Consider the following 17,023-nt stretch of genomic DNA (forward strand, 5'->3'; position numbering starts at 1 on the left):
GCTTTTTCTTTTTTGTGTTATTAGTTACATCACCTTTATTTTGATTTCGGGTGCAGTATAATAATAGCCAAACCGGTCTTTCACAATAATATCCGTGATAATGATCTCGTCTTCCTTTTTAATGATCTCGTACAGATTTTTTTGCCAGAGTTTCGATAAGTAGCCGGAATTTCTAACGTTGGTTGCAGTAGAGTTATACTTGCTTTTTATTTCACCTGTTTTTTCATCTTCATATTTATCCTTGCTGCGATGCACCACAATAAAACGTGACACATGATAACGGTTTTTTTTATCGTCGATTACCCACACAGCCGAGTCAATAGTTGTTAAAACCATTTCAAGCGGAAGATCACCACCCTTTGTTTTGCCCCAAAATGTTTGAAGTGGCGGTGGTTTTAAGGTGTTAGGCTTCGGTTTGTTCTGCGCCTTTGTTTGTAAACTTAAAAGCAACACCAACAGAGGCAAGAGTAAACGGAATGGTCTTTTCAGCAACATGAATCTTATTGATTTGTGTTATAACGATGCAAGGCTTTCTTCTATTGCTTTGATCTTGGCTTCGGCATCGGCTTTCTTTTTCTTCTCAATATCTACCACTTCTGGTTTAGCGTTCTGCACAAAGCGTTCATTGCCGAGTTTCTTTTCAACAGACAGAAGAAATCCTTTCAGGTACTCAAGGTCTTTGAGCATCTGTTCTTTTTGAGAAGACGTATCAATTGCCTGTTCAGTTGCAATGTAAAATTTATCCTTTTGGATAACTGCTGAAATAGTACCAGCTACAGATGCAGATACATATGATATACTCTCAGCATTCAGTTGTTTTGCAAGTATTGATTCAATTGCCCGGTATAACTGTTGCTGATCTGTTTCAATTGAAAGTTTAATGGCTTCTTTTGGTTTGATCTGGTTCTTCACCCGAATATCACGCAAAGCAGTGATCACTTCTTTCAATTGAATAGCAAGTTGTAATACCTCTTTATCTGCTTTTGCAGCTGCTGAAATTTGTTTGATGGTGATATCGTCACCTGCTGCTCTTTCTTTTAATGCGTGGTAAATTTCTTCTGAAATAAACGGCATAAACGGATGAAGCAACTGCATCAGCTCTTCAAAGAAATCAACTGTTTTGTTATATACTGCAGCGTCGATCGGTTGTTCAAAACCAGGCTTCACCCATTCCAAGTACCAACTGCAGAAATCATCCCAGATTAGTGAGTAGATCGTTTTCAATGCTTCACTCAAACGGAATTCTTTGAACAACTGATCGATCTCAGCTTTCGCTTCATTTAACCGGTTATCAAACCATTCAACAGCAAAATTACTTTCAGCTGTGGTCTGTTGTCCGTTGCCTGTCGTCCTTGCTTCCCACATCTTCACCAGCTTCAATGCATTCCATAATTTGTTGTTGAAGTTGCGGCCTTGTTCATTGCTGCTTTCGTCCCATAACAGATCGTTACCTGCCGGAGAGGAGATGAGGATGCCGAAGCGACAGGCATCTGCACCATATTTGTCGATCAACTCAAGCAAATCAGGAGAATTGCCGAGGCTCTTACTCATCTTACGTCCTTGCTTATCTCGCACAATACCTGTGAAGTAAACTTCTTTAAATGGAATTTCTTTTTGGTATTCCATGCCAGCCATGATCATACGGGCCACCCAGAAAAAGATAATTTCGGGAGCAGTGACCAAGGTATTGGTTGGATAATAATACTGCACATCTGCATTGCCGGGATTGCTGTAACCTTTAAACACTTCAAAAGGCCAGAGCCAGGAAGAGAACCAGGTATCGAGGCAATCTTCATCTTGTGAAAGTGTATTGCCAACAGGAGCTTTACCAAATTTTGTTTGATATTGTTGCAGCGCATCTTCGTGTGTAGCCGCAACAACATAATTTCCATCAGCATCATACCAAGCAGGGATACGATGTCCCCACCAAAGCTGACGACTGATACACCAATCCTTAATATTCTCCATCCAATGACGATAGAGATTCTTGAATTTGGCGGGGTAGAATTTTATATCATCATTCATCACCACATCCAGTGCAGGGCCGGAGATCTTTTTCATATCTACCCACCATTGCAAACTCAAACGTGGTTCAACAACTGCATCGGTGCGTTCGCTATATCCAACTTCACTGGTATAATCTTCTGTTTTAATGAGGTGACCTTTTTCTTCAAGTTCAACAACGATCTTTTTTCTTGCTTCAAAACGGTCTTCGCCAATTAATATCTGTGCATCATCATTCAATGTTCCATCTTCATTGAAAATATCAACTACTTCCAGGTTGTGCTTTTGACCCAACTGGTAATCGTTCATATCATGCGCAGGCGTAACTTTCAATGCACCTGTACCAAAATCCATTGTTACATATTCATCAGTAATGATGGGTATGCGGCGGTTGATAAGCGGAACAAAGGCAAACTTGCCATGCAGGTGTTTGTAGCGCTCGTCTTTTGGATGCACACAAATCGCTGTGTCTCCCATGATGGTTTCAGGTCGAACAGTGGCAATGATGATATGTTCATCGGTTCCTTCAATTTTATATTGAAGATGATAAAGTTTCTGATTGGTCTCTTTCCGGATCACTTCTTCATCACTCAAAGCAGTTTTTGCTTTCACATCCCAGTTGATCATGCGCTTGCCACGGTAGAGAAACCCTTTATTATACAGATCAACAAACACATTGATCACAGATTGGTAGTAATCGGGATCCATTGTAAAACTGGTACGTTCCCAATCTAAACTGCAACCCATTTTCTTTAACTGCTGTAAAATGATGCCGCCGTATTTTTCTTTCCATTCCCAGGCATAGCCGAGAAATTCATCCCTGCTGATGGAAGCTTTCTGAATCCCTTTTTCACGGAGCATCTGCACCACTTTTGCTTCGGTTGCAATGGAAGCATGGTCGGTACCCGGCACCCAACAGGCATTTTTACCCTGCATACGGGCACGACGAACAAGCACATCCTGGATGGTATTGTTGAGGCAATGGCCCATGTGCAACACGCCTGTCACATTGGGCGGAGGGATCACGACCGTATAAGGTTCACGATCGTCAGGAGTGCTGTTGAAATACTTCTGTTCGTTCCAGTAGCTGTACCACTTTTCTTCGGATGCCTTATGTTCAAAATTCTTGCTCAGTTCCATGCAGGATGTATCTTTTTTGGTGGGCAAAGTTAAGGAAAGCGAGGCTGATTGGCCGAAGGAATCCTCTGGTTGAGAAGGGGATAGAAATGAAAAAGCTCCATTACTGGAGCTTTAAAAAAAGGTGAAAAAGGTACTTAGCTGTTCTTACGAACAGCAATTGAGTAAATTTCTTATCATAGGCAATTGATTAACCGAACATTAATAAGGTAATCAATGCAATCGCTGCGAAAAATACAATTACAAAAATTGTAGTTTTCACTGTGTCACTCATTTGTGATGAATTTGATGCCATAACTTTTACGTTTAAAAGGTTACAAATTACTTCACAGGAAATACGGAATTCTAATCGTACTGTTGAGTTCTTACAGGAGTGGTAGAGGTAAATCTTATACGAATTTACTTTAGTTTGAGCAGTCGGCAAAAAATCTGTTGTTTTTATTTTAAATTGCCGATACGTATATCTACGTGACTATGCTTTACGCAATAACAGATATTGAGACAACTGGAGGGTATGCGGCTTCAAACGGTATTACTGAAATAGCAGTTTATATCCATGATGGCCAGCATATTGTAGATAGTTTTGAAACGCTGGTCAATCCGCATCAACCAATTCCCCGTTTTGTACAATCGTTAACAGGTATCACAGATGATATGGTGCAGCTGGCACCTTCGTTTGAAGAAATTGCCCCACGTCTGATGGAGCTATTCCAAGGAAAAGTGTTTGTGGCGCATAACGTCAACTTCGATTACTCGTTTGTTAATCACCAATTACAATCGCTTGGCTACAATCTGAACTGTAAAAAATTATGTACTGTTCGTTATGCAAGAAAGATCTTTCCAAAACTTGCATCGTACAGCTTAGGCAATCTTTGCAGGCATTTTGAAATTCCATTGTACAACCGTCACAGGGCAGCGGGTGATGCAAAAGCAACTGTTCAATTACTGGAACTGTTGCGCAAGAATGATGTGAATAATCATTTGCAGACAATGATCGGGAAGCAATCGAAAGAACAATATCTGCCGCTACATCTCAATAAAGAAGATATTGATCAATTACCACTCACACCTGGTGTGTATTATTTTCATGATGCAAAAGATAAGATCGTTTATGTGGGTAAGGCCCTGCAGTTAAAGAAGCGTGTTACCAGTCATTTTTCCAATAACAAACCTTCCCGTCAAAAACAGGAATTTCAACGAAACATCCATCGCATCTCTTATCAACAATGTGGCACTGAGTTGATGGCCTCGGTGTTGGAAACGATCGAGATCAAACGACTGTGGCCAAAGTATAACCGTGCTATTAAAGGGTACGAAGCAAGTTATGGTTTGTACTTGTATGAAGATGGAAATGGTTACATGCGGTTGGCGGTTGACCGGAAACATAAACATCTCCCGGCTGTGCATTTGTTTTACAGCAGGTACGAAGGTGTAACAGAATTAAAGAGACTTATCAAGGAGTTTGAATTGTGCAACAAGCTTTGTTTTATTGATACATCGAATGATCGTGTTTGCAGTGCTGAAGGATGCAAAGGGGCTTGCAATGGAACCGAACCGGCAGCTGCTTACAATGAAAGGGTGCAAAAAGCTGTGGATCAACTAAAGCAGGAATTACCAAGTTTTGCAATACGGGAGCGATCTTATTTTAATGAAAAAGACAGTTGTATTTTAATGGAAGGCGGTCGTTTTTATGGAATGGGATATGTGGCACCAGAATTTGATTTCAGTGCAAAAGATGAACTGCGTAATCAATTGCAGGAATACCCGGAATATGATTTTGTAAGAAACATCATCAAGCGATATGCTTTAGAACAACCCGATAAAGTTGTGTGGTTGTAATATTAAAAGCAAGAAAATCCAAAACCCAAATTCCAAAATCCAGAAAACCGTTTAAATATTCAAACCGCAAACTTAGAGCTGAAGAACTCAGAACTTATTTTATTGCCTCGTCCATGTATCAGTTCTTCCAATAAGTGAAACGCCAATGAAGCCACGCACTTTAATGGAGTTGTTATTTTCCATGGTTATTTTGCAGGAATAGGTTTTACCGTTCTTAGGGTCATAGATTTTTCCGCCGGTCCATTCGTTTTTATCAGTGTATTTAAAGCCCCACATATTTACCAAGCCCAAAACAGATCGTGAATGATTCTTTTCGTCAGGGTGATTGATATCTGTTTTTGGCTTACCGGTTTTAGGGTCGTTGGGCTCTTTCAACCAGGTGATCTTTCCCTGGTACTTGTCGGCGTTTTTATAAATTTGAATAATGCCAGTACCTTCACCATTTTTCCAGCTGCCAACTATAGCATCAGGATTATTTTGTTTTACTGCAAACGAAGAGATCGCCAGAACAAGGCAAAAAGACAAAGTTGCGAGAAGGATTTTTTTCATACGACAAATTTTTACTGATTGATATTGCGGGGTTTTCAAATACTCCGTTTATTCAAAAGTAAACAACCATTAGTATAATTTGTTGCATCTAATGCCTCTTTGAAAAAAAATTTGATTATTTAACCTTCATACAACATCTTTGCAACTCAATGAACAATGCAATTGTAAATAATCAGTGGTGGTGGCATACAACTCTAAGGGGTCTGTAATGCTATTACTGTGATTGTTCCAATCATATTCAGACCCCGAAGTTTTTCGGGGTTTTTTATTTGCTGAAACTGAAATGAATTAAACGGATCATGAAGAAAATTAAGATAGAAACGACTTGCAAAAAAATGCTGGCAGATGTGTTTACACCAGTTGGCATTTATCTCAGGCTGAGGGATCGGTTCCGGGATACCATCCTGCTCGAAAGTACAGATCATCATGCAGCCGAAAACAGTTGGTCGTTTATTGGTATCAATGCCATTGCAGGGATGGAGATCAGCTCCACAACAAGCATTGAATTTAAATTGCCCGGACAAAAACCTGAACGTATTGCTATTAAACAGCCAACAGAAGTGCCGCAGCAGTTGTTCGATTTCATGAATCGGTTTGAAGCAAGCGGCGATTGCAAAGAAGCAAAATTTGCACAAGGTCTTTATGGTTACACAACATACGATGCAGTTCAATTCTTCGATACCATCAAACTGAATGCAGAACGAAAAGATCCCGCTGCTATTCCGTTAATGCGTTACCGTTTGTATCAATACCTGATTGCTATCAATCATCATAAAGATGAATTGTTCATTTGCGAAAATAAAATAGCAGGGATTGAAAGTGATGTGGCAGTTGTAGAAAGTTTGATCCGCAGCAAAGATGTGCCTGTTTATCCGTTTGCAGTAAAAGGTGAAGAAAGTTCGAATGTAACCAATGAGGAATATGTGGAGATGGTGAAGAAAGGCATTGCAAGTTGTCACAGAGGCGATGTGTTCCAGATCGTATTGAGCAGACGATTCCAGCAGTCGTTCAGTGGCGATGAGTTTAATGTGTACCGTGCTTTACGCAGTATCAACCCTTCTCCTTATTTATTCTTTTTTGATTACGGCGATTATAAGTTGATGGGTTCATCACCGGAATCACAGATCATCATTAATAATGGTAAAGCTGTTGTTCATCCCATCGCCGGTACATTCAAACGTACTGGTGATGATGAAATTGATCAGCAGGAAGCGGAACGTTTGCTGAAAGATGCGAAAGAAAATGCTGAGCATGTAATGTTGGTTGATCTTGCAAGAAATGACCTGAGTCGTGTGTGTGATGATGTAAGTGTGGCACATTACAGGCAGGTTCAATATTACAGTCATGTGATTCATTTGGTAAGTGAAGTGGTGGCAAAGGTTCGTCCCAACTCGAATCCATTTGAATTATTAGCCAAAACATTTCCTGCAGGTACATTGAGTGGTGCGCCAAAAATCAAAGCCATGCAGTTGATCGATGCAAACGAACCAACAGCCCGTAGTTATTATGGTGGCGGTATCGGCTTTATGGGTTTTGATGGAAGTTGCAATCATGCCATCATGATCCGTACGTTCATGAGCCGACAAAATACGTTGGTGTATCAGGCCGGCGCAGGTGTAGTGGCAGCAAGCAAACCTGAAAGTGAACTACAGGAAGTGAATAATAAATTGGGAGCATTGAAGAAGGCGATTGAATTTGCAGTAAGTATTAGTTAATAGTTGATGAACATGACGACAATGAAAATTTTAGTATTCGATAATTACGACAGCTTTACATACAACCTCGTTCATTTGGTTGAGAAGATCACACATATAAAAGTTGATGTGCATCGTAACGACCAGATTCCATTAGAGAAAGTGAAGGAGTATGATAAGATTATTTTATCACCTGGTCCAGGTATTCCTGAAGAAGCAGGTTTGTTGTTGCCATTGATCAAGGAATATGCAGCAACAAAATCTATTCTTGGTGTGTGTTTGGGTCACCAGGCAATTGGTGAAGCATTTGGAGGAACGTTGACGAATTTGTCAACTGTATTTCATGGAGTGGCAACGCCTATTAAAATCCAAAATCCAAAGAATCCAAAACCCAATGGCGTGTTGAATGGACTTCCTGATACAATTGAAGTTGGTCGTTATCACAGTTGGGTGGTGAATAAAGAAGGTTTCCCTGCTGAATTAGAAATAACTGCCGAAGATGAAACAGGAATGATCATGGCTTTGCAACATAAAACATATGATGTGCAAGGTGTGCAGTTTCATCCGGAAAGTGTATTGACGCCGGTAGGCGAGGCCATACTTCGTAATTGGTTGAAGGCTTAATTTGAAAATGAGTGAATTTGAAAATTTGAAAATGAAAAAGATACTTCAGTTACTGTTTGAACATAAAAGCCTGGATCGTCAACAGGCGAAAGATGTGCTGCTGAACATTGGCAAGGGCATTTACAACGAACATGAGATCACAGCTTTCATGACAGTGTATCTCATGCGCAGCATTACTATCGAAGAGCTGCAAGGCTTCCGTGATGCGTTGCTTGAACTTTGTGTGCCGGTTGATTTGAATGGACATGCAGTACTCGATATTGTCGGCACAGGTGGTGATGGAAAAAACACCTTCAACATTTCAACGCTCTCTTGTTTTATTGTGGCTGGTGCAGGACAAAAAGTTGCGAAGCATGGTAACTATGGTGCATCAACCATCAGTGGTGCAAGTAATGTAATGGAACAGCTGGGTTATAAATTCAAGAACAATGTTGATCAGCTGAAACGTGAAGTGGAAGAGGCAAATATTTGTTTCATGCATGCGCCGATGTTTCACCCGGCATTAAAAACAGTTGGGCCTATCCGTAAGAATCTCGGGATGCGTACCTTCTTTAATATGCTGGGGCCAATGGTGAATCCTGCAAGTCCGGCGTATCAGTTGGTGGGCGTGTTTAGTTTAGAGATGGCGAGAGTGTATAATTATTTATTGCAACAAGCAGGTGGAGCATTCACCATCATTCATAGTTTGGATGGATATGATGAAATATCCTTGACCAACGATACAAAAGTGATCACCAACAAAGGTGAGTTCATTATGACTCCTGAACAGTTGGGCAAACGCATGGTACAGCAAACTGATATACATGGTGGCAACAGCATTGAAGAAGCAGCAAAGATCTTTACAAAGATCTTAAGCGGCGAAGGAACATGGGCGCAGAACGCAGTGGTAATGGCGAATGCAGCAATGGGTTTGTATTGCACAGGTGCATATAAAACTTATGATGATGCATTTGCGGCGGCAGTTGAAAGTTTGGAAAGTGGACGGGCAAATAACTGTTTGAAAAAATTGATTGAATTACAATAAGCATGAATATTTTAGATAAGATCATTGTTCAGAAACGAATTGAAGTAGAGGAGCGTAAAGCAAAAGTGAGTGTAATTGAATTACAGCAGCAACCGTTGTATGCAAGACCGGTTCTTTCGTTGAAACAGTTTCTGCTCGATGATACAAAGACAGGAATTATTGCAGAGTTTAAACGTCAGTCGCCATCCAAGGGTGTGATCAATGGCAAGGCTGATGTGGTGGAAGTAACAACGGCTTACACAAACAACGGTGCATCCTGTTTGAGTGTGTTAACCGATGAACAGTTCTTTGGCGGCAGTACAAACGATCTGCTGAAAGCAAGAGTGAACGAAATCCCTATCTTAAGAAAAGATTTCATTGTTGATGAATACCAAATCACAGAAGCAAAGGCCATGGGTGCTGATGTGATTTTGCTCATCGCTGCCTGTTTAACCTCTGCAGAAGTAAAACGTTTAGCGATCTTTGCTAAATCGCTTGGGCTGGAAGTGTTGCTGGAACTGCATGCAGAAGAAGAACTGGAACATATTTGTGAGGAAACCGAAATTGTTGGTATCAACAACCGCAATCTTAAAACATTTGAAGTGGATATTGAACGGAGTTTACGCATGGCCAAACAAATTCCGGCGGATAAAATTAAAGTAGCAGAGAGCGGAATCAGCTCCGTTGAAAATATATTATTGTTCAAAGCAAACGGGTTCAGGGGATTTTTGATCGGTGAAAATTTTATGAAAGAAGAGAATCCCGGAAAAGCATTTGAACAATTCACCCAACAATTAAAAAAAGCAGAAGCATGAATATTAAAGTTTGCGGTATTACCCAATTGAAACAGGTACAACAGTTAGAAGGATTAGATATTGATTTTGTCGGATTTATTTTCGACAAGAATTCTCCCCGTTATGTGGAAGGAAAGCTGGATAAGAAAGAGATCAAGAAAGCGGATTACGACATGAAGAAAGTGGGGGTGTTTGTGAATCCATCGTACAGCGATATCCTGGATGCAATTGAAGATTATGGTTTGGATGTGGTGCAACTGCATGGTGAAGAAACGCCTGAGTTTTGCTCTGATCTCAATGAAGATGTGGAAGTGATCAAAGTATTTCATATTGATGAATCGGTGAAAGATATTGATGGGTTGGTAGCGCCTTATGATGAAGCATGTGACTATTATTTGTTTGATACAAAGAGCGGTAATCAGAAAGGTGGCACAGGGAAACAATTCGAATGGGATGTTATTGCAAAAAGTAAAATTGAAAAACCGTTTTTCCTGAGTGGTGGTATTGGTATTGAAGATGTTAAACGCATCAAAGCATTTAAGCATCCTGATTTTTATGGTGTGGATGTTAACAGCAAAGTGGAGAAAGCACCCGGTGAAAAAGATATGAGTTTAGTGTTGCAGTTTAAGTTAGGGATGAAATAGTCTGAACTGTGATTTGTGAGATGACAGGATTGTTGGGATGAATAACGATTGCGTTTGCTTACAACCAACCAATTAAGGCAAAGCGTATGAGAATTAAAGTTTGCGGCATGACCGATTTGCAACAGATGCACCAATTAGGAGAAATGGGTGTTGAGTTTGCCGGAATGATCTTTTACCACAAATCACCAAGGTTTGTGTTGAAGCATTTAAACGGTGTGCAGGTGAAACGGGCGAAGCTGAAAGTTTACAAGGTGGGTGTGTTTGTAAATGCGTCGTATGATGAGATCATTAACCATGTAGAGAATTTTGGGTTGGACATGGTACAGTTGCATGGTGATGAAACACCGAAGTTCTGTGAAAAGGTATCGGATTATATTTCTGTGATCAAAGCATTCCGTATTACTGATGATGATAATATTCCCTGGAAGATCAAAGATTATGTGGAAGCGGTGGATATGTATATGTTTGATACGATGGGTGCAGGTTACGGCGGCACGGGAAAAAAGTTTAACTGGAATATGCTCAAAGGCTTGAACATCGGTAAACCATTTTTCTTAAGTGGAGGCATTGAGCCAACCGATGCAGCAGCCATCAAAGAGTTTGCAAAAGAAGAAGTAGCAAAGGATCTGTTTGCATTGGATATGAACAGCAAGTTTGAAACAATGCCCGGCATGAAGGATATGGAACTGGTGAAGAAGTTTGTGGGTGAGTTGAGAGGATGAGGTTAAGACAGAGGCACGGAGACGCAGAAAAATTGAATGTTTTGAAATGATTTTTTGATCAATGAGAGTTGTAGTAATTATTTTATTTAGCCTTTTTACTTTGTTAGCAAAAGCCCAATCGCCATCTATTCTTGATTTGGTTGTGATTGGTAAGGATACAATTGTTGCATCAACTTATGATATGTCAATAATTGTGTCAAATGATGGCGGGAAAACGTGGAAGACGACCCAACGTCAATTAATGAAAAAGTTGGGCTTGGATGGTACACGTATTTGGGGTATTGATAGTTGGATCGGAATACACGAGAGAAGTTATTCCAGACTTTTTTATTCCGATGATATTGGTAAGACATGGAAACAAATCGAGTTAAATACAGGTTTGTTTTTTGCAATGGAGTTTATTGAAATTGGAGGTAGGCTTTGGATTGTTGATGATCGGGGAAATTTGTGGGAACATAGGAATACAAATGTTGAAACAAGTTTTAGCTGGAAAAAAAGAACAAACTTCGAAGAATACAATGGAGGATTCGATGTTTATGCTGTAGGGGATACTTATAGCAAAATAACGAGAGATACAATTTGCTTGTTCAATGTTAAAAGCAAGAAGTATAGAAAGTATATTAACCCTGTCGAATCTACAAGATTGTCTTTGCATTTGGATAGTACTACTGTCTTTCAGGTGACAAATTCAGGGGCAATGGTTAAAGTTGACTTGAAAACATTAAAGATTTCTTTGGTTACAAGAATCGAAGATGTAAAATGGCTACAATCGCTGTTATATGTGAACTCTAATTTTTACATTTTAGGGAGTGAGAGTAAAGGAAATTATGAAGATGCAGTTCTAACTAGGATAAATTCAAAATTTGAGCCTAAAAAAATTGAAGGGCTGAAAGGATTAGATCATGATTTCTGTTTTATTGATAAATATAAACGGATATGGATTGGCACAACTAAGGGAATGTTTGTACTTGAACCTGGCAGTGATAAATGTAGACAGATTCTATAAAGATGACTAGAATTACAATTCGTACAAGTGTGCGACGCAACAAAAGTTAAATAGTAGCAAAGTAGTTGACTACATAAAGAAATATATATGGAAACAACATATCAAAAACCTTCTTCGCAAGGTTATTACGGAAAATTCGGTGGAGCATATATTCCTGAAATGCTGCATCGGAATGTGGAGGAATTGCAGAGCCGATACCTCGATATTATGAGCGATGCTGCTTTTCAAAAAGAGTTCAGGGGGTTGCTGAAAGATTATGTCGGTCGTCCTACACCGTTATTTTATGCAAAGCGGTTGAGCAAACAATTCAACACAAATATCTGGCTGAAGCGGGAAGATCTTTGTCATACCGGAGCACATAAGATCAATAACACGGTGGGACAAATTTTGCTGGCTGAACGTCTCGGTAAAAAACGCATCATTGCAGAAACTGGTGCAGGACAACATGGTGTGGCAACTGCAACAGTGTGTGCGTTGAAGGGCGTGGAGTGTATTGTGTACATGGGCGAAAAAGATATTGAACGCCAGGCGCCTAATGTGGCTCGTATGAAAATGTTGGGTGCAACAGTGGTGCCTGCAACAAGCGGCAGTAAAACATTAAAAGATGCAACGAATGAAGCCATTCGTGACTGGATCAATAATCCTAACGATACGCATTACATCATTGGCAGTGTGGTAGGTCCGCATCCTTATCCTGATATGGTAGCGAAATTTCAAAGTGTGATCAGCGAAGAAATGCGTTGGCAGTTGAAGGAACATACAGGCAACGATTTGCCAACGCATGTAATGGCATGTGTGGGTGGTGGCAGTAATGCAGCCGGTGCGTTCTATCATTTCTTAGATGAGTTGAGTGTGAAGTTGATCGCCGTTGAAGCAGCAGGCCATGGTGTAAACAGTGGCATGAGTGCTGCAACAACACAACTTGGTAAACCCGGTGTGTTGCATGGCAGTAAAAGTTTGTTGATGCAAACAGCAGATGGACAGGTGGTGGAGCCGCATAGTATTTCGGCCGGTTTGGATTACCCGGGTATTGGTCCAATGCATGCGAATTTGTTTGAAAGTGGACGTGGTATATTTTTAAGTGCAACAGATGAAGAAGCGTTGGCTGCTGCATTTGAAGTGAGTAAGTTGGAAGGGATTATTCCGGCGTTGGAAACAGCGCATGCGTTTGCAGTGTTGCATAATTATAAGTTTAAAGAAGACGACCAGGTGATCATTTGTTTGAGTGGAAGAGGGGATAAGGATCTGGCGACGTATATGAAGGCAATGGAAGGAAGAGTATAGAATCAAGAACATAGAAGTTAGAATTTATGAGCAGAATAAAGGATTTGTTTGAACGCAAAAGCAAAAATTTACTGAATGTATATTGTACAGCAGGCTATCCGCAGTTGAACAGTACCGTTGAAGTAATGAAAGCGCTGCAAGAAAATGGTGCAGATCTCATTGAATTGGGTATGCCGTACAGTGATCCATTAGCTGACGGTCCTGTGATTCAACATAGCAGTACCATTGCATTAGCAAATGGCATGACCATTGAAACGTTGTTTGCGCAACTGAAAGATGCACGGAAAGAAATTACTGTACCGATCATTTTAATGGGTTATATGAATCCTGTGTTGCAGTATGGCTTTGAACGTTTTTGTAAAGATGCGGCGGCTGTTGGTGTGGATGGATTGATCTTGCCTGATCTTCCGGAATATGAATTTGAAACGGAGTATGGTGCTGTCATCAAAGCCAATGGTCTGGATTTTATTTTCTTAGTTACTCCTGAAACAAGTGATGAGCGAATTAAACGATTAGATAGTTTAAGTACAGGTTTTTTATATGCCGTTTCATCTTCATCTACAACAGGTAGTGATAAGAACATGACTGATGTAAATGCTTATCTGCAAAAGTTAAAGGCAATGCAGTTGAAGAACCCTGTGTTGGTGGGATTTGGTATTAAAGACAAACAGACTTTTGAAACTGCCTGTGCAAATGCTAATGGAGCAATTATTGGTACAGCATATATCAAGGCTTTGGAAGGAAAGGTTGATGTGGCAGGAACAACAAAAAAGTTTCTGTCCGGAGTGTTAAGTTGAGCGACAAACGGGACTCGAACCCGCCACCTCGAGTTTGGGAAACTCGCACTCTACCGGATGAGCTATTGTCGCTTAAATGATAAAAGAAAGTTACTATGAATTTGGCAATTGTAAAATACAACGCAGGAAATATTCAGTCGGTGCTGTTTGCATTGGAACGATTAGGCGTTGATGCAAAAGTGACGGATGATCAGGATGAATTGTTTGCTGCTGATAAAGTGATCTTCCCGGGTGTGGGTGCTGCACGAAGTGCTATGGATAGTTTGAAAGAGAAAGGGTTGGATGCTGTTATTAAACAACTGAAGCAACCTGTGCTCGGTATTTGTGTGGGTATGCAGTTGCTGTTTGAACATTCGGAGGAAAGTGATACAGCATGTTTGGGAATTATTCCGGCAAAGGTGAAACTGTTCAAGAGTGAAGAGATCAGCCCTGACATTCCTATTAAAGTGCCGCAGGTTGGATGGAATGACATTTATAATCTGAAAACCGATCTGTTCAAAGATGTGCCGGAACATAGTTATATCTACTACGTACATAGTTATTACGCAGAAATGAATCCGTATTGCATAGCAACATCTAACTACGGATTGGAGTATGCGGGGGCTGTGCAGAAAGATAATTTTTATGGTGTGCAGTTTCACACTGAGAAGAGTGCTAAAGTTGGCGACCAGATCTTAAAAAATTTTATAGAAAAATAGTATGCAGATTATACCAGCCATTGACATTATTGACGGGAAATGTGTGCGATTAACAGAAGGAGACTATTCACAAAAGAAAATTTACAACGAACATCCTTTAGAAGTTGCAAAGGAATTTGAAGGTGCAGGATTACAACGTTTACATTTGGTTGATCTCGATGGCGCAAAAGCAGGCGCCGTTAAGAATTGGAAAGTATTGGAAACAATTACTTCTAAAACTTCACTCATTATTGATTTTGGTGGTGGTATTAAACAGGAAGAAGATGTAAAGATAGTTCTCAATTCTGGTGCGGCATTGGCAACAGTTGGAAGTATTGCTGTGAAAGATGAAACGAAGTTTGTAAGCTGGTTGCAACAATTTGGCGCAGAGAAATTTTTATTAGGTGCTGATGTAAAGAATGAAAAAATTGCTGTAGGCGGTTGGCTGGAAACAACGGATATCTGGATCTACGATTTCATTGAAAAATATATCAATCATGGTGTGCAGCAGATCTTCTGCACCGATGTAAGTAAAGATGGCCGACTCGAAGGGCCATCAACTGAACTCTACAAAAATATCATTCAAAAATTTCCTCATCTGCATTTCATTGCCAGCGGCGGCGTAAGCTCAATGAAAGATCTGGATGAATTAGCTGAGATCGGTTGTAATGGTGCTATTGTTGGCAAAGCCATTTATGAAGGCAGAGTAACATTGAATGAATTGAAGAAGTTCAGTTAAACTATTTTCTTCCGAAACGGTTCTTCACAATATCTACAAGCTGCAAAGCATCGGGTGTAAGCTTGAGTGCAAAAACGCCGGCAATAAATATTGCTGCAAACAGACTGCTGCGAAGAATAATTCCCATCCAGCCAGTCATTTCCTTAAGCAAATAATAACTGATAAAATAGGAGGCAATTCCTGTCAACACAGCAAGAATTGTTTTATAGCTGAATGGCTGCAGATTATATCGCTTCCATAAAAATGTATAGCGAACAGCGTTGTAAATAATAAATGCAACCAGGTTTGCGTAGGCACTTCCCTCAATACCAAACTTCTTGATCAGTACATAGTTCAATGGTAAACTGATCGACAATAACAAGACACCTGTAAGAAATTCAAACTTCCATTGTGTAGAGGTCATAATGATCTGCGAGTTAACACCTGTGCCTGCATCAATAATTCTCGATATACCAAGAATAAAAATAACAGCAAGTCCCGTGCTGTATTGTGATTGAATATCGAGTAAACGGAATGCATCTCCAATGTTAAGCCATATTCCTCCAAAAATAAAGAGAGCAGCCACTAAGAGGTTAATGGAAGATCGCTGATAGATCCGGTTGATCTCCTGCATATTTTTATCTTTCCATGCCTGAGATAAAGCAGGCAAAGTAATCGAGATCATGCTGCGTTGTGGTATCTGTATAAGATTCGCAATGTAGGATGATAGGGCATAGATGCCTGTTGGTACCAGCCCCATTAAGCTGGCAATAAAAATGCTATCCATCACCTGCGATAAAATAAAAATCACCTGCCCGGAAAAAACGAACGCTGCAAGTGTCAGCATTTTAGTTTTGAACTTCTTTGTTACACGGCTTACATTAAATGTAAAATGAAGCTGTCCGTTCTTTTTCATTGAAATTGCCAGCAACACAGCGGTAATCAAAAAACTAAACGAAAACAGTTTGATAAACAGATCAAATTCGAGAAGATTGAATAGGTATAACGCAATCAGTATTGTGGTAAGTAACCTGAATCCTGTTTCACGGAGAAAAGCCGGGTAAATGGTTTTCCGTGCATTGTTGCTCAATGTTTCAAGAATGGTAAACAACAAAAGCCCCAAACCAAAAGGGAATACCCATTTGTAATAATCAACAAACAATGGAGAGCGACCGGAAAATTTACGTACGATCAGTGGTTCAAAAACAAGACCTCCGATTACAACTAAAACAAAACCTGCAAGTACTGTTATTAGAACCCACGTTGCCAAGTCATTTTCTTTTGGAGCAAGATTGTCTTTATAGTAAGGGAAAAATTTATAGATCACTGAAATGGTTCCAAGACTTGCAACAGCATACATCAGCTGTCCAACATCAAAGAACAAACGTGTAAGCGCATACTCATCCGGATTAAAAATTCCATTCTTTGTAAAAAGCCACGTATTAATAAAACCAACAAAAAAGCCTATGTAGATAACAATGCTGGAGATAATGGCTTGTTTCCTGATTTGTCCCATACGTGGCCGAAGATA

General features: G+C 40.1%; 16 protein-coding genes and 1 tRNA gene. 12 read left to right on the top strand and 5 right to left on the bottom strand.

The window, feature by feature from the left end:
• Nucleotides 1–24: 24 nt before the first annotated feature.
• Nucleotides 25–495 carry a hypothetical protein gene (locus WG954_RS15440; RefSeq protein ID WP_340437587.1) on the bottom strand — a complete coding sequence of 157 codons (471 nt, stop codon included), beginning with the start codon at nt 493–495 and terminating at the stop codon, nt 25–27.
• Between the two features lie 18 nt (nt 496–513).
• Entirely contained in the window at nt 514–3,144 is a 2,631-nt protein-coding gene (locus tag WG954_RS15445) for a valine--tRNA ligase (RefSeq protein WP_340437588.1), read from the bottom strand.
• 471 nt (nt 3,145–3,615) lie between these two features.
• Here WG954_RS15445 and WG954_RS15450 point away from each other — a divergent pair, with 471 nt between their 5' ends.
• The gene (locus tag WG954_RS15450) at nt 3,616–4,980 is read left to right on the top strand and encodes an exonuclease domain-containing protein (protein ID WP_340437589.1); all 1,365 of its coding nucleotides are present in this window, start codon (nt 3,616–3,618) and stop codon (nt 4,978–4,980) included.
• 99 nt (nt 4,981–5,079) lie between these two features.
• On the opposite strand, the gene WG954_RS15455 is transcribed toward WG954_RS15450, so the two are convergent.
• Nucleotides 5,080–5,529 (bottom strand): DUF2147 domain-containing protein, encoded by a 450-nt coding sequence (locus WG954_RS15455; protein WP_340437590.1) that lies wholly within the window; start codon nt 5,527–5,529, stop codon nt 5,080–5,082.
• 299 nt (nt 5,530–5,828) lie between these two features.
• Here WG954_RS15455 and WG954_RS15460 point away from each other — a divergent pair, with 299 nt between their 5' ends.
• The 9 genes from WG954_RS15460 (at nt 5,829) to trpA (ending at nt 14,097) form a co-directional block, all read left to right on the top strand.
• Nucleotides 5,829–7,244, top strand: a complete 1,416-nt coding sequence (locus WG954_RS15460; protein ID WP_340437591.1) for an anthranilate synthase component I family protein — start codon at nt 5,829–5,831, stop codon at nt 7,242–7,244.
• Nucleotides 7,245–7,265: 21 nt separating this feature from the next.
• A complete protein-coding gene (locus WG954_RS15465; RefSeq protein WP_340437593.1) occupies nt 7,266–7,847 on the top strand; it encodes an anthranilate synthase component II in 582 nt (193 codons plus the stop codon).
• Between the two features lie 31 nt (nt 7,848–7,878).
• Nucleotides 7,879–8,871, top strand: coding sequence for an anthranilate phosphoribosyltransferase (gene trpD, locus WG954_RS15470; RefSeq protein ID WP_340437594.1), 993 nt, complete (start codon nt 7,879–7,881; stop codon nt 8,869–8,871).
• 2 nt (nt 8,872–8,873) lie between these two features.
• Nucleotides 8,874–9,665, top strand: a complete 792-nt coding sequence (trpC, locus tag WG954_RS15475; RefSeq protein ID WP_340437595.1) for an indole-3-glycerol phosphate synthase TrpC — start codon at nt 8,874–8,876, stop codon at nt 9,663–9,665.
• Entirely contained in the window at nt 9,662–10,288 is a 627-nt protein-coding gene (locus WG954_RS15480) for a phosphoribosylanthranilate isomerase (RefSeq protein ID WP_340437596.1), read from the top strand. The genes trpC and WG954_RS15480 overlap by 4 nt, the downstream gene beginning before the upstream one ends.
• 86 nt (nt 10,289–10,374) lie before the next feature.
• On the top strand, nt 10,375–11,010 hold the full coding sequence (locus tag WG954_RS15485) for a phosphoribosylanthranilate isomerase (RefSeq protein ID WP_340437597.1): 636 nt from the start codon (nt 10,375–10,377) through the stop codon (nt 11,008–11,010).
• A 61-nt stretch (nt 11,011–11,071) separates the two neighbouring features.
• A complete protein-coding gene (locus tag WG954_RS15490) occupies nt 11,072–12,016 on the top strand; it encodes a WD40/YVTN/BNR-like repeat-containing protein (RefSeq protein WP_340437598.1) in 945 nt (314 codons plus the stop codon).
• 87 nt (nt 12,017–12,103) lie between these two features.
• Nucleotides 12,104–13,300 carry a tryptophan synthase subunit beta gene (gene trpB / locus WG954_RS15495; protein WP_340437599.1) on the top strand — a complete coding sequence of 399 codons (1,197 nt, stop codon included), beginning with the start codon at nt 12,104–12,106 and terminating at the stop codon, nt 13,298–13,300.
• Between the two features lie 26 nt (nt 13,301–13,326).
• The gene (gene trpA, locus WG954_RS15500; RefSeq protein ID WP_340437600.1) at nt 13,327–14,097 is read left to right on the top strand and encodes a tryptophan synthase subunit alpha; all 771 of its coding nucleotides are present in this window, start codon (nt 13,327–13,329) and stop codon (nt 14,095–14,097) included.
• Here trpA and WG954_RS15505 read toward each other — a convergent pair.
• Nucleotides 14,097–14,169 (bottom strand) — tRNA-Gly (locus WG954_RS15505). The genes trpA and WG954_RS15505 overlap by 1 nt on opposite strands.
• A gap of 23 nt (nt 14,170–14,192) precedes the next feature.
• On the opposite strand from WG954_RS15505, the gene hisH reads away from it, so the two are divergent.
• Both hisH and hisA read left to right on the top strand, forming a co-directional pair.
• Nucleotides 14,193–14,795 (top strand): imidazole glycerol phosphate synthase subunit HisH, encoded by a 603-nt coding sequence (gene hisH / locus WG954_RS15510; protein WP_340437601.1) that lies wholly within the window; start codon nt 14,193–14,195, stop codon nt 14,793–14,795.
• Between the two features lies 1 nt (nt 14,796).
• Entirely contained in the window at nt 14,797–15,513 is a 717-nt protein-coding gene (gene hisA, locus WG954_RS15515) for a 1-(5-phosphoribosyl)-5-[(5-phosphoribosylamino)methylideneamino]imidazole-4-carboxamide isomerase (protein ID WP_340437602.1), read from the top strand.
• 1 nt (nt 15,514) lies between these two features.
• On the opposite strand, the gene WG954_RS15520 is transcribed toward hisA, so the two are convergent.
• Complete coding sequence (locus tag WG954_RS15520) at nt 15,515–17,008, bottom strand: lipopolysaccharide biosynthesis protein (RefSeq protein ID WP_340437603.1); 1,494 nt, start codon at nt 17,006–17,008, stop codon at nt 15,515–15,517.
• Nucleotides 17,009–17,023: the final 15 nt, after the last annotated feature.

This window comes from Lacibacter sp. H375, assembly GCF_037892425.1.
Taxonomy (GTDB): Bacteria; Bacteroidota; Bacteroidia; order Chitinophagales; family Chitinophagaceae; genus Lacibacter.

Coding starts and splice junctions, on each gene's coding strand:
- WG954_RS15440 (WP_340437587.1), bottom strand. CDS start 495: ATGTTGCTGAAAAGACCATTCCGTTTACTCTTGCCTCTGTTGGTGTTG.
- WG954_RS15445 (WP_340437588.1), bottom strand. CDS start 3,144: ATGGAACTGAGCAAGAATTTTGAACATAAGGCATCCGAAGAAAAGTGG.
- WG954_RS15450 (WP_340437589.1), top strand. CDS start 3,616: ATGCTTTACGCAATAACAGATATTGAGACAACTGGAGGGTATGCGGCT.
- WG954_RS15455 (WP_340437590.1), bottom strand. CDS start 5,529: ATGAAAAAAATCCTTCTCGCAACTTTGTCTTTTTGCCTTGTTCTGGCG.
- WG954_RS15460 (WP_340437591.1), top strand. CDS start 5,829: ATGAAGAAAATTAAGATAGAAACGACTTGCAAAAAAATGCTGGCAGAT.
- WG954_RS15465 (WP_340437593.1), top strand. CDS start 7,266: ATGAAAATTTTAGTATTCGATAATTACGACAGCTTTACATACAACCTC.
- trpD (WP_340437594.1), top strand. CDS start 7,879: ATGAAAAAGATACTTCAGTTACTGTTTGAACATAAAAGCCTGGATCGT.
- trpC (WP_340437595.1), top strand. CDS start 8,874: ATGAATATTTTAGATAAGATCATTGTTCAGAAACGAATTGAAGTAGAG.
- WG954_RS15480 (WP_340437596.1), top strand. CDS start 9,662: ATGAATATTAAAGTTTGCGGTATTACCCAATTGAAACAGGTACAACAG.
- WG954_RS15485 (WP_340437597.1), top strand. CDS start 10,375: ATGAGAATTAAAGTTTGCGGCATGACCGATTTGCAACAGATGCACCAA.
- WG954_RS15490 (WP_340437598.1), top strand. CDS start 11,072: ATGAGAGTTGTAGTAATTATTTTATTTAGCCTTTTTACTTTGTTAGCA.
- trpB (WP_340437599.1), top strand. CDS start 12,104: ATGGAAACAACATATCAAAAACCTTCTTCGCAAGGTTATTACGGAAAA.
- trpA (WP_340437600.1), top strand. CDS start 13,327: ATGAGCAGAATAAAGGATTTGTTTGAACGCAAAAGCAAAAATTTACTG.
- hisH (WP_340437601.1), top strand. CDS start 14,193: ATGAATTTGGCAATTGTAAAATACAACGCAGGAAATATTCAGTCGGTG.
- hisA (WP_340437602.1), top strand. CDS start 14,797: ATGCAGATTATACCAGCCATTGACATTATTGACGGGAAATGTGTGCGA.
- WG954_RS15520 (WP_340437603.1), bottom strand. CDS start 17,008: ATGGGACAAATCAGGAAACAAGCCATTATCTCCAGCATTGTTATCTAC.